General features: G+C 61.4%; 10 protein-coding genes and 5 pseudogenes. 13 read left to right on the top strand and 2 right to left on the bottom strand.

Translation table 11 applies throughout. From position 1 onward, the window contains the following. The first annotated feature begins 1,352 nt into the window (after positions 1–1,352). Positions 1,353–2,969: an ISL3 family transposase gene (locus A3722_RS20745; protein WP_443068607.1), complete on the top strand. Its 1,617-nt coding sequence runs from the start codon at positions 1,353–1,355 to the stop codon at positions 2,967–2,969. A gap of 24 nt (positions 2,970–2,993) precedes the next feature. On the opposite strand, the pseudogene A3722_RS20740 reads toward A3722_RS20745, so the two are convergent. Together A3722_RS20740 and A3722_RS20735 are read right to left on the bottom strand one after the other, a co-directional pair. Then, positions 2,994–3,734, bottom strand: a pseudogene (locus A3722_RS20740) (NAD(P)/FAD-dependent oxidoreductase); the annotation flags it as partial. Between the two features lie 5 nt (positions 3,735–3,739). Beyond that, positions 3,740–4,228 (bottom strand): annotated as a pseudogene (locus A3722_RS20735) (ATP-binding cassette domain-containing protein); the annotation flags it as partial. Here A3722_RS20735 and A3722_RS20730 point away from each other — a divergent pair. The 12 genes and pseudogenes from A3722_RS20730 to A3722_RS20680 all read left to right on the top strand — a co-directional run. Then, positions 4,227–4,514: pseudogene (locus A3722_RS20730) on the top strand (DUF1403 family protein); the annotation flags it as partial. The pseudogenes A3722_RS20735 and A3722_RS20730 overlap by 2 nt on opposite strands. Before the next feature lie 58 nt (positions 4,515–4,572). Next, positions 4,573–4,815 (top strand): type II toxin-antitoxin system Phd/YefM family antitoxin, encoded by a 243-nt coding sequence (locus A3722_RS20725; protein ID WP_067626847.1) that lies wholly within the window; start codon positions 4,573–4,575, stop codon positions 4,813–4,815. After that, complete coding sequence (locus tag A3722_RS20720; RefSeq protein ID WP_067626849.1) at positions 4,812–5,216, top strand: type II toxin-antitoxin system VapC family toxin; 405 nt, start codon at positions 4,812–4,814, stop codon at positions 5,214–5,216. The genes A3722_RS20725 and A3722_RS20720 overlap by 4 nt, the downstream gene beginning before the upstream one ends. A gap of 17 nt (positions 5,217–5,233) precedes the next feature. Continuing rightward, positions 5,234–5,845, top strand: a complete 612-nt coding sequence (gene scpB / locus A3722_RS20715) for an SMC-Scp complex subunit ScpB (protein WP_067626851.1) — start codon at positions 5,234–5,236, stop codon at positions 5,843–5,845. A 54-nt stretch (positions 5,846–5,899) separates the two neighbouring features. Then, positions 5,900–6,157, top strand: a complete 258-nt coding sequence (locus A3722_RS20710; RefSeq protein WP_067626853.1) for a hypothetical protein — start codon at positions 5,900–5,902, stop codon at positions 6,155–6,157. Beyond that, positions 6,154–6,456 carry a nucleotidyl transferase AbiEii/AbiGii toxin family protein gene (locus tag A3722_RS20705; RefSeq protein WP_067626855.1) on the top strand — a complete coding sequence of 101 codons (303 nt, stop codon included), beginning with the start codon at positions 6,154–6,156 and terminating at the stop codon, positions 6,454–6,456. The genes A3722_RS20710 and A3722_RS20705 overlap by 4 nt, the downstream gene beginning before the upstream one ends. Positions 6,457–6,506: 50 nt before the next feature. Beyond that, positions 6,507–6,669 (top strand): annotated as a pseudogene (locus A3722_RS20700) (transposase); the annotation flags it as partial. 95 nt (positions 6,670–6,764) lie between these two features. Further along, on the top strand, positions 6,765–7,529 hold the full coding sequence (locus A3722_RS20695) for an IS110 family transposase (protein WP_236627486.1): 765 nt from the start codon (positions 6,765–6,767) through the stop codon (positions 7,527–7,529). A 32-nt stretch (positions 7,530–7,561) separates the two neighbouring features. Further along, positions 7,562–8,104: a TetR/AcrR family transcriptional regulator gene (locus A3722_RS20690; protein ID WP_067626857.1), complete on the top strand. Its 543-nt coding sequence runs from the start codon at positions 7,562–7,564 to the stop codon at positions 8,102–8,104. After that, on the top strand, positions 8,091–8,729 hold the full coding sequence (locus A3722_RS25005; protein ID WP_067626859.1) for an efflux RND transporter periplasmic adaptor subunit: 639 nt from the start codon (positions 8,091–8,093) through the stop codon (positions 8,727–8,729). The genes A3722_RS20690 and A3722_RS25005 overlap by 14 nt, the downstream gene beginning before the upstream one ends. 12 nt (positions 8,730–8,741) lie before the next feature. Further along, positions 8,742–9,233, top strand: a complete 492-nt coding sequence (locus A3722_RS25000) for an efflux RND transporter periplasmic adaptor subunit (protein WP_236627485.1) — start codon at positions 8,742–8,744, stop codon at positions 9,231–9,233. Positions 9,234–9,266: 33 nt separating this feature from the next. After that, positions 9,267–12,354: pseudogene (locus tag A3722_RS20680) on the top strand (efflux RND transporter permease subunit). Positions 12,355–12,504 lie beyond the last annotated feature (150 nt).

The following is a 12,504-nucleotide window of genomic DNA, read 5'->3' as shown; positions in this document are numbered from 1 at the left end:
AACTGCTAGCGACGGTGCCAAGGGGAGTGTAAGAAGACGACGACCTGAATGGGCAAAACGATCGAATAGATCTGGATTGGGAAAACCAGTTAGGGCCTACGAGCTCAGAGCTCGCTCAACAGATTTGGACCTGATCCGCTGATCACCATCCCGGCCCGCGGCTTTTGGAAGTGCCGCATCTCGAGGCCTTACAGAAGACCGCACTCGATCACTCGCCAATAGGGTCAAAAAATTCTTGCACTACGGGCGGCAACCACAGAAGGCCCTAGCCCTCCTGTCCACGAGTCTGATCGCAACCGGGGTTCTGCCCGCATATGCTCAGCAAGGGGCAGTCACTATCCACTATCCAAGCGCTTTGCACAGCTTTTGAACAGCGTGATATCGGTTTTCGAAAAATGGTGCAGGATGGCCTGCGCGCCGAAGGTTATTATAGCGGCAGTATCGATAGCACTTGGGGAGCGGAGACTGAAGCTTCATACAACCGCCTTATGTCTTCTGCCCGATATCAGCGCCAAGTCAGCAAATGGACTTGGTCACGTGAGGTTAAAATCATAGAAACGTTGCTGTTTCTATACTCTGATGCACGAAGTGTTCGAACTCCCCCAGTGTCTTGGAAGTTGTCCGCTGTTCTACTTTTCCTCTATTTCTTAAGGGTACGGGATAGGGCGATGATTTGGGATATTCACTGGAACGAAGGTCGGCTGTACTGAAGCGGATGCTGCCGCCGAACAACATAGCCATTCGGCAGTTGTCGTAAGAGGAAGGAATCTCCGAGGCAACGCTGCACAAGTGGCGTGCGGATGCGCGCGGCAAGGGGCAGCTTGTGCCTGACGCTGGGCCCGAGGGTTGGTCGTCACGTGACAAGTTCGCAGAGGTGCTGGAAACGGCGGCTCTTACCGATGCCGATTTGGCTGAATACTGCCGCAAGTGTGAGCTATATTCGGCGCAGATCGCGGCATGGCGGTCAGCGTCCTCTCGTGCCGCGCCCGTAGTCGGCAAACAAGCTGAGCGCGGCTGAACGCGCGGCAGTGCTGTCGCTATGTAATTCAAAGAAGTTCGCCAGTCTTCCGCCAAGTCAAATCGCACCAAAATTGGCAGACCAAGGACGGTATGGCGGAACGACATTTTCCAGGATGATAGCTGAAGTGCAATCCAGCGGAACCCACGAGGTCCGGTTCCGCGACGCGCAGGGTAAGGATCGTCGCGCCGTGCTGTCGGTCCGGTGTATGCCACAATGACGGTCCAACCGCCGATTGGAAAGCAGCGGAAATGTCGCGTAGCCCATAATTGGGTTCTGCCTCACTTTGTGTGGCGCAACTATCCTGAAACTGGAAAATTCAGGAGGTATAGTTGTGAGTTCGAAGAAGCACTGGTCGCCCGGGAGCGATGTTGCCGTTCAAAGCGTTGAGCGAAGTGAAAGAGGCGGGTGGATTGTATCTGGCGTCTTGGCTCCCAACGGCATTTGCCCAGACTGTGGATTGCATTCACGCCGACGTCACGGCTGGCGGCGTCGGCGGCTGCAGGATTATCCCGCGCATGGAGACGAGGTAACGGTTGATCTCGCAATTTGCCGTTGGCGATGTCAGGCACCCGCTTGCCCACGCCGGACATTCTCAGACCAAATCGCCTCGATTGCGCGTCCATTTGCACGTCGTACTTCGCGTGTCGGGGAGATTGTCACCCATCTTGGGCATGCGACCGGCGGACGGCCAGCCGAGCGGTTGTTGCATCGTTTGGGCCTTGGAGTCAGCGATGACACGGTGCTTAGGCAGCTGAAGAACCGTGCCCAAGACAGTGGCGAGTCGCCGACAGTCATCGGGATCGACGACTGGAGTTGGCGGAAATCGCAAACCTACGGCACGATCATTGTGGATCTGGAGCGTCGCGTGGTGATCGACATTCTTGAGGATCGAGATGTCGTCAGCTGCACCAACTGGCTGAAGCGACACCCCGAGGTGGAAGTGATCAGCAGAGATCGCTGCGGTCTCTACGCCCAGGCAGCACGGCAAGGGGCACCGCAGGCGAAGCAGGTCGCTGACCGGTTCCATATCGTACAAAACCTGCGGCAGGCCATCGAGGAGCAAATGAACCTTCACGGCCGTGCGACCGGCAGGGCGCTGCTGTCCGACGCCGACAACATCACCGCAGCCGGCAGCCTTCTGAAGTCACGCCTGGCGCATAGGACGTCTCGGGAAGAGATTTTCGCCACCATTCATGCGCTCCGAAATCAGGGGCTTTCATGCAGCGAGATCGGGCGGCGAACAAGGTTCCCGCGTCGCAGCATCGCGAAATGGCTGCAGTTCGAGACACCACCGGACCGCAGGCGGGCCGCTTTGAAGCCGACATCGCCGTGGTACTTTGAAGAGTTCCTGAGCCAAAGCTGGAAGGAGGGCATTCGAACTGGCAGCGCCCTGTTCCGTCTGATCCGAGAGCGCGGTTACGAGGGGAGTCAGTCGCATTTGCAGCGTCTGTTGGCGGGCTGGCGAAAAGCAGAACAGCAAGGGAGCGACTCCAAGGTAGAGCACGAAATCCTTAAGCCAGTCCGGGACCCGGAAACGGGGCACGCGATTTCCCCGGTCATCGCAGCCGCGCTGTGCATCAAACCCCGCGGAAAGCTCACCCCGGATCAAGCGCGGAAAGTCGACGCGCTCAAGGCCGGTTCTCCCGCCTTCGCAACGATGCGAAGTCTCGCCATGCGGTTCAACGGTATCCTGCGCGGCCGCCAAGCAGACCCGCTCCCAGCATGGATCGACAACGCGATCGAAACCGATCTGGCGCCCATCGTGCGCTTTGCCCGCACATTGAATCGGGACTTCGATGCAGTCAAAAACGCCATCGAGATGCCATGGAGCAACGGCCAAGCAGAAGGTCAGATCAATCGCCTGAAGACGCTCAAACGCGCCATGTACGGTCGAGCCGGTCCAGAATTGTTGCGGGCGAGAATGCTACCGTTCCGCCACACAGATTGAGGCAGAGCCGATTAAAGGGCAACGCGACACCAGCCGGGTTTCAGGGCGAATACCGACCGCCATGACGACCAGATCGGTGGGCAGGGTTTCGTCGCCTTCCAACAGGACCGCCTCGGCACGTCCATCACCGATGATCGCCTTGGTTGAGGCCTGCGTGCGGATGGTGATCCCCCGTTTTTCCAGATCGCGGCGCAGAAGGTAGCCTGCCGCCTCGTCCAACTGCCGTTCCATGAGGTGGCCCATCAGGTGTACAACGGTCACATCCATGCCGCGTTCGGCCAGACCGGCCGCTGCCTCAAGGCCCAGCAGCCCGCCGCCGATCACCACGGCCTTGCCGCCTTTGGCCGCGGCCTCGACCATCGCGTTGGTGTCATCGAGATCGCGGTAGGTAATGACGCCGGGCAGATCCTTGCCTGGAACAGGGATGATGAATGGCGCGGATCCGGTTGCGATGATCAGCTTGTCATAGGGCACATGCCCATTCTGCCCCTCGACCACCTTCATCTCGGGGTCGATCCCCACCACATGCTCGCCAAACCGGCAGGTCACGCCATGCTCTGCGTACCAGTCGTCGTCATGGGTGACGATGTCCTCGTAGGTTTTCTCGCCTGAAAGCACCGGCGACAGCATGATGCGGTTGTAGTTCCCGCGCGGCTCGGCGTTGAAGAGCGTGATGTCGTAGGCGTCAGGGGCGGTCTCGACCAGCGTTTCGATCACCCGGCCCGAGGCCATGCCGGCCCCGATGATGACGAGTTTTTGGGTCATGTCGTTCACTCCGCTGCAATCGGCTTCGGGGGCGATGCCTTGGGCTTTGGCGTTCCATCAGAGGTGGGTTTTGGATGATTGCCGTGTTCGTATTCCTCAAGAAAATCAAGAACCTCTTGCCGATAGGTGTAGTAATCCGGGTGCTCCAGCAGCGCCTTGCGGGTGCGTGGACGGGGTAGGTCGACCGAAGTGATCTTGCCGATGGTCGCCTGTGGCCCGTTGGTCATCATCACCACGCGGTCGGCGAGCAGGATCGCCTCATCGACGTCATGGGTGACACAGATCGCCGGGACCTTGGTGCGGGACCAGACCTCCATCAACACCTCTTGCAGCTCCCATCGGGTGAGGCTGTCGAGCATTCGAAAAGGTTCGTCCAGCAGCAGTAGCTTGGGCGAAAGCGCGAAGGCCCGTGCAATGCCGACCCGCTGTTGCATGCCGTTCGACATATCGCTGGCGGGCTTGTCCATGGCATCGGCCAATCCGACGCGTTCGAGGTTGCGCCTGGCCTGTCACCGGGCTGTCGTGACCTCGGCGGCCGACACGGTGCCGATGGCGGTGGACCTGGCCCGCCGGGCGGCGCGGCTGCGGGCGGTGGTGCCGAAGCTGCGCGCCAAGGGGGCCGGGGACGCGGTCGACATCTTCCTGAGCCGCGATGCTGTCATGCCGGCGGCGCTGCCGCTGTCTGATCGGGCCGCGCGGCGGCTCTGCGACCGGCTGGTGGAATTGGGTGTCGTGCGCGAGCTGAGCGGCCGGGACACCTTCCGGCTCTACGGGATCTGAGCATTGCTTTTGAACCTGGAAAGTATTATCTAGATAGATAGCTAGATAGGAGAGTGACATGTTAACCCTGCACGATGCCAAGAACCGGTTCAGCGCTGTGGTCGAGGCCGCCCTGGCCGGCCGGCCGCAGGAGGTCTCGCGCCGCGGCAAACCGGCGGTGGTGGTGGTCTCGGCCGAGGAGTATCATCGGCTGGTCAGGGCGGCGCAGGCGCGCCGCGAGAGTTTCACCGAGCATCTTCTGGCCTTCCCGGGGGGCGAGGTCGAGCGGGCCGAGGCCGCGCCACGGGATGTCGTGTTTTGATCTACATCCTCGACACCAACGTGATCTCGGCCGTCCGGCGGGCCGGGCGCGCGCCGAAAGTGGCGGCCTGGCTGGCCGGGAAATCCGAGGCCGATCTGTTCCTCAGCGTCATCACCCTGGGCGAGATCGAGCGCGGCATCCGCCGGCAGGAGGGACGCGATCCGGAATTCGCGCAGGATCTGCGCCACTGGCTGGAGCGGACGGTGGCGATTTTTGGCGACCGGGTGCTCGACTTTACTGCGCAGGACGCGCTCGTCTGGGGCGATCTGTCGGCCCGGATCGGCCATGCCGGGGCCGATCTGATGATCGCGGCGCAGGCGCTCTCCCGGGATGCGGCGGTGGTCACTGGCAACGGCGCTGATTTCGCCCCGACCGGCGCCCGCATCATCGATCCGTTTTGAGCGGGCTTGACCGCGACATGGCCGACCTGCCGCCGGAGCTGCGCTGGCGGGAATGGCTGTGCCGCATCGAGGCGGTGCTGTTCGCGTCCGCCGCCCCGGTGTCGCGTGAGGATCTTGCAAAGGTGGTGGGGCAGGGGGCGTCGGTCGATCTGCTGATCGAGGATCTCGCTGCCGATCTCGAGGGCCGCGCCTTTGAGGTGGCCCGCGTCGCTGACGGCTGGATCCTGCGCACCCGCGCGGCCTACGCCCCGGCAATCCGGGCGGCGGCGGAGGTCGGCGCGCAGGATCTCGATCTGCGCGAATTCGACGTGGCCGTGCTGGCGGCGATCGCCTACCACCAGCCGATCACCCGGGCAGGGCTCAACGAAATCTTCGCCAAGGAGATCAGCCGCGATCTGATCGGCCGGTTGCACGCCCGCGACTTGATCGCCACCGGCCCAAGAAGCCCGCGCCGGGGAGCGCCCTATACCTTCGTGACCACGGAGAAGTTCCTGGTCGCGTTCGGGCTGGAGAGCTTGCGCGACCTGCCGGACCGGGAGCAATTGGAGGATGCGGGGGTGGTCGACCCTGGTGACGGCGGGTCCGATACCGATAGTAAAAGGTCCAAATCTCAGTCAGTTGGCATGTAGAGATGGATTGCGCAATCTTGCACATTTTAGCGATATCGCTATATTCAGAGCGCTATGACCCAGGAGATGCACACAGTTCTGCTCACGACCGTGAACGCACCGTACCAGACCTATCTGGACGGGCGCGCGCTTGCGGCGACCCTGAACGCAGGTGACATCACGAAAGGCCAGGTCAACTCGTTCTTCACGGAAACCGATGCGGGTGCGCAGAAGGCGTTTGCGAAGGCTCACGGCGTGTCCGAGGACACCCTGGTCAAGACGGCCGCCGCCTTCGCCAAGTGGTCAGGCCAGAAGATCGCCCTTCTCGCGTGACGCCGCAACCTTCACGCTGGGAGGATCTTCTCGGCGAAGCTTTCCAGATCATCGACGCGGTGAACCGCGAAGCGGATATCCTGACCGGATGGACCTTCGGTGGGGGCACCGCCATGATGCTCCAGATCGACCATCGCGAAAGCCACGATGTCGACCTGTTCCTTGATGACCCGCAGCTCATGCTCTATGTCGAGGCGGCGGTCGCCGAGATGCTGTTCGATATCGGGACAGCGACCTACAGTGGCGATGGCCGGGGGCACCTGAAAGTTGATCTGATCCCCGCAAACAGGACCGTTTGAAGGTGGAGTTTTCCGCTATGATTTCCCGGCTGGGAGAGGAGCGGAATCACATGAAGGCATCGAAGTTTACGGACGCGCAGAAGGCGTTCATCATCAAGCAGGGCGAAGAAGGCACGCCGGTGGCCGAGATCTGCCGCAAGGCAGGCATCAGCCAGGCTGACTTACTTCAACTGGAAGAAGAAGTATGCCGGCCTTTTGCCGACCGAGAGTAAGACCGCATGTCTTTTCCCATCGGCACGCTCATGACGGTTTAGCCTTTATTCTGATCGCATGGCGGCAAGTGCCGTCGAACTGCGATGGAGGAAGGCATGACGAAAGAAAAACCAGCGATCCATGTCGGGATCGATGTTTCGAAGGACAAACTTGCAGTTGCAATTGCCGGTGGTGGTGTGAGCGACGACGTTCTCAGCTTGGGCACCTTTGAGAATACCCCTACCAGCGTCGACCGACTGCTCAAGAAACTTTCCGGACGTGAGTCGCCTGTCTCGGTATGCTATGAAGCGGGGCCGACCGGATATGGCCTTTATCGGCAGGTTCGAGCGTTCGGTTTCGAATGCTGTGTTGTCGCACCTTCGTTGATCCCGGTGCGCGCCGGTGAGCGCGTAAAGACAGACCGACTGGATGCCATTCGACTGGCGCGGCTCTTACGTGCCGGTGAACTGACGCCGATTTGGGTTCCTGATGAAACGCATGAGGCAATGCGCGACCTGGTTCGTGCTCGCGAAAGCGCGGCAGAGGACCTGCGGCACAAACGCCAGCTCGTTTCGGCGTTCATGCTGCGCCACGGGCGGATCTACCACCGGACCAAGCCGTGGACGATGCGGTATCGCCGATGGCTGCAAAGCCAGAGCTTCGATCACCCGGCGCATCAGATCGCCCTTCAGGAAATGATGCAGGCCGAACGCAATGCCACCGAACGCCTGGACCGGCTGACCGGACATATCGAGGCTCTTTTGCCGGAATGGGATCTCGCACCGGCCGTGAATGCGCTGCAGGCATTGCGGGGTGTGGCGCTGATAAGTGCCGTCACCTTCATGGCCGAAATCGGGGACATGCGCCGGTTTTCAACGTGAACCGACCGGACGGTACAGTTTTGAGTGAGCACATGCCCCTTGCAGAATCCAGAAATGCGTCCCGCAGGATACTTTCTGCGGCGCGTGCGATAGCCGCGCGTGAGGGAGCGGGAAGGATCACGATCGACGCGGTCGCAAAAGAGTCAGGCCTCAGCAAGGGTGGCTTGCTTTACAATTTCCCGACGAAGAAAGCCCTGCTTTCCGGGCTGTTGGATCAGATGTTGGCCGAACATCGGGATCTGCTGGGAAGTGTGCCGGAGCAGCACCCGCTACGCACTTTACGTGGTCATCTCGAAACGGCACTGCAGTCCGAAGGCGTTACCGATGACCTGTCTATGGCCATTCTTGCGGCTGCCGCATTGGACCCGCCGTTGCTCGATCCGCTACGAGTTGACCTGGCCGACGACCTTGAACGTATCGTGTCCGAGACGCAAGACGCTCCGGGTGCTATGGTCGCTGTCCTGGCAATCCAGGGACTGCGGTTCCAGAAACTCCTGAATCTTCCCGACGGCGGCGCAGATCTCAGAGATCGCGCCATCGAACGCTTGAGGACCATGATCGATGAACTCGAATAGAAAGCGAAGTTGGAAACGGGTCGCTTCCGTGCTTGCGGGCGCAGTCGCGGCGGCTCTGGCCATTCCGTTCCTTCCGGCGCCTCTGAGCGATGTGTTGGCCCAAGCGAGGAAAGATACCAATGAAACTGCCGAAGCGGCGGTCGCGCCCGAACTCGACCAACCGGTCGTGGTAGAGGTAACCCGAGCACTCACCCGGGCTGTCAATCGGTCCCGCACTGTTGCCGGCCGCGTCGAGCCCGCCCGCACGGTGGATATTGCGTTTCAGGTGCCGGGACAGATTATTCAACTTCACGTCGAACCGGGCGACAGGATACGCGAGGGCGAGGTGAACGCCAAGCTCGATCAGGTCGATTTCGAACTCACGGTCGTTCGGACTCAGGCGTCCTTCGAGCTTGCGGAGTCCGAATTCGAACGCGCGTCGAGTCTCGCCGAACGGGGAGTCGCGGCCGACGCCCGTCTCGACACTGCACGCGCTCAGTTGGCACAGGCAGACGCTGCGCTTCGCGAGGCCGAGCGGCGCCTCGAACAAACCGAGCTCGTCGCGCCCTTCGATGCGATCGTCGCACGCGCCTTCATCGAAGAGTATGTCAACGTCACCTCGGCCGCGCCGGTCGTGCGGCTCTAGGATATCAGCGAGATGCGGATCGTGATCTCGCTGCCCGAGGAACTGGCCGCCATCGCGCGGGCGTCCCCCGACGCCTTCGACGTTGTTGCGACTTTCCCGGCGGTGCCGGGCTACACGGCGCCGCTGGTGCTGCGGTCCTTCGCCACGGATGTGGATCCCATGGCGCAGACCTACGACGTGGAATTCGCAATCACGGGCAAGATCGACCCACGCCTGCTTCCGGGAATGACGGCGGATGTGCGCATCTCGATCGCGGCGGAGGAAGATCGCCCGCACTCCGTCATCGTTCCGGTATCGGCGGTGGACACGACGAGCCGGACCGAGCCGTCCATTTGGATCTACGAGGAAGCGTCTGGCCAGGTCGCCCGCAAAACGGTTCGTCTGGGCCTTCCGATGGACGACGAGATCGCCATTCTGAAAGGCCTCCAAGGTGACGAAGTGGTCGTATCCGGCGGCTGGTGGCGGCTTAGAGAAAACCAGACGGTGGCAGTCTCGGGACTCTGACCCCGTGCTCCTGGGATAGGCGGGAAAGGATCTATGGCACTCAGCATATCGCGCGCAAGCATTCGGCGTCCGGTGGCGGTTTGGCTCGCCATCATCTTCTGCCTCGTTGGCGGCTATTGGGGCCTCAATACGGTCGGCCGCCTCGAAGACCCCAGCTTCACCCTCAAGACGGCGCTTGTCTTCGTGGCCTATCCCGGCGCTACGGCCGTAGAGGTTGAAGAGGAGGTCGCCGACGTCGTTGAGAATGCGTTGCAGCAGATGAAGCAGCTTGACCGGGTGGAGTCCAAGTCCATGCCGGGCATGGCCCAGATCACTGTCGAGATCGAGATGACCTATGGGCCGGACGAAATCCCGCAGGTCTGGGACGAGATGCGCCGCCGCATCCGCGACGTGGAGGGGGACTTGCCCGCGGGCGCCCGCCCGCCGATCATCAACGACGATTTTGGCGACGTCTATGGCATGTTCTATGCGGTGACGACGGAAGGTTTGAGCCCGAAGGAACAGCGCGACCTGGCCAAGACCCTGCGGCTCGGGCTGGTCACTGTCGATGGCGTCGCGAAAGTCGAGGTTCAGGGCCTTGCCGAAGAGGTGATCAACATCTCGATCCCGTCCGCACGGCTCACCGAACTGGGCCTTCCGCCGAACCAAATCCTGGGTATTCTGGCGGACGAGAACCAGGTGTTCTTGAACGGCGAGATCACCGAGGGCCCCGCCCGAATCGGCCTATCGGTTCCGCCAGGCTATGTAAGTCCCGAAGGTATAGAGTCGCTGCGGCTGGGCACGGCCGGAAACGTCGGCCAGGTCGCGGTCCATGACATCGCCCGCGTGACCCGTGAGTCGGCCGAACAGCCCAGCCAGATCATCCGGCAAAACGGCGCCCCAGCCTTCACCCTCGGCGTTTCGGCGTTAACGGACCGAAACGTGGTCGAAGTCGGCGAGGCGGTGTCGGCACGGCTGGAGCGCCTCGAGGCGGAGCTTCCGGAAGGCGCTGAGATCATTCCGATCTACGAACAGCACGTCGTCGTGGATGAAGCGGTTTCAAGCTTTCTCGTCAGCCTCGGACAATCGGTCACCATCGTCATCGCGGCGCTGATGCTGACCATGGGCTGGCGCGCAGGGCTCGTGGTTGGCGCGACGCTCGGGCTGACCGTCATCTCGACGCTGTTCTTCATGTCGATCTTCGGGATCGCGATGGAACGGATCAGCCTCAGTGCGCTGATCATCGCGATGGGAATGCTCGTCGACAACGCCATCGTCATTACCGAAGGGATGGTGATCGGCATGGCGCGCGGCAAATCCGCAGAGGAGGCGGCGGCAGAAACGGAAAGCGCGACGTCGATCCCGCTGCTCGGTGCGACCGTGATCGGGATCATGGCCTTTTCCGGAATTGGCCTGTCGCCGGATGCGACGGGCGAGTTTCTGTTCTCGCTCTTTGCGGTGATTGCGATCTCGCTACTGATGAGCTGGGCGCTTGCCGTTACGGTTACGCCCTACCTCGGCAAGCTGCTGCTCCGAGTGCCGAAGGACACGTCGACCGATCCTTACAAGGGCGCATTCTACGGGCTTTACCGCGTTTCTGTGGCTGGCGCTGCGAACCCGTGTGCTGGTCGTCCTGACGATTGTGGGGGTGACCGTCTGGTCCGTCATGGCCTTCGGGCAGGTCAAGCAGGCCTTCTTTCCCGCTTCGAACACACCGATCTTCTATGTCGAGTTCCAGATGCCGCAAGGAACCGACATCAACGTCACCGACACTGAAATGCGGCGGCTGGAGCAGATGCTTCTGGACGAGGACGGCGTGACGGACCTGACCGCCCTCGTCGGGAGAGGGGCGAGCCGCTTCATGCTGACCTATAATCCCGAGCAGTCGGATCCGAGCTACGGTCAGCTTATCGTTCGAGTTGCCGACGCCGAGGCTATCACGTCCATCGCGAGGCGGCTCAACCGGGATCTGCCCGCCGAATTCCCCCACGCCTTGGTCCGCGTCGAAGAAATCGTGTTCGGTCCGCCCGCCGGCGCCGATGTGGCAGTCCGCTTTTCGGGACCAGATCCTGTCATCCTGCGCCAGCTCGCGGACGATGCCACCAGGATTTTCGAGAAAGCAGGGACAATCACCAATCCGCGTACCGATTGGCGACAGCGAGAGATCCTTGTCGAACCCATTGTTGACGAGTCACGCATGCGCATTGCTGGCGCGACACGAAGCGCGATCGCGGATACCATCCGCTACGGAACGTCCGGCCTGCGTGTAGGCGAGCTGCGCGAGGACGACACGGTCATCCCAATCCATCTCCGTCTTCCCGAGAGTGACCGCGACGGTGTCGACCGTCTTCTTGACCTGTCGGTTTGGTCCGATGGGGGAGGATCATACGTTCCGATGGCCAACCTTGCCGAGCGGTTCGAGCCACGACTCGTCGAGGCACTCATTCACCGGCGCAACCGTGAACGAACGATCACCGCCCTCGGCGGCGCACGCGGCGACCTGACCGCCGACGAAGCCTTCCGAAGTGTCCGGACACAAATCGAGGCCCTCCCGCTTCCCGATGATTATTCGATGGAATGGGGCGGCGAGTACGAAAGCGCCAAGGATGCTCAGGCAAGCCTTGGCAAACAGCTTCCCTTGGGCTTTCTCGTCATGCTGACGATCTCGATTTTGATGTTCAACAAAGTTCGCCAGCCGCTCATACTGTGGCTCGTCGTGCCTATGTCCGTGACGGGCATGGTCTTGGGGCTCCTGTTCACCGGACTGCCCTTCACCTTCACCGCCCTGCTCGGCTTCCTGTCGCTTTCGGGCATGCTGATGAAAAACGCCATCGTTCTGGTCGAAGATATCGACCTGCAACGTGCAGATGGTGTTGCGGACTACGAGGCCGTGATGAATGGATCGGTCAGCCGTCTGCGCCCAGTGGTGCTCGCGGCCGGCACGACGATTTTCGGCATGGTTCCGCTCCTGCCGGCTGCCTTCTTCGCCTCGATGGCTGTGACCATCATGGGCGGCCTTGCCTTTGCTTCGGTCTTGACGTTGGTGGCCGTGCCCGTGCTTTTCGCGCTCCTCTTTCGGATTCGTCCACCGAAGCGGGAGAGCGAGCCGACCGGACCACAAACCGATCTGGCCTCGGTTTAACCATATGTTCCGGTTCGACGTGCCCGTCCGGCGTGCAGACACCTGACGGGCAAATCCTAAGTCGTGCCCCGAAGGCGTTCAGAAGCTGCCTTCCGTTGTGACCGGCAATCACTCTTCAATATTTCATGGCTTGATGTTAGTCCGCCATTG

Origin of the sequence: Sulfitobacter sp. HI0027 (assembly GCF_001634775.1) — a bacterium.
Classification (GTDB): Bacteria; Pseudomonadota; Alphaproteobacteria; order Rhodobacterales; family Rhodobacteraceae; genus Sulfitobacter.
Note: the sequence above shows the minus strand (reverse complement) of the source record. Positions and strands in the feature narration are given on the sequence as shown.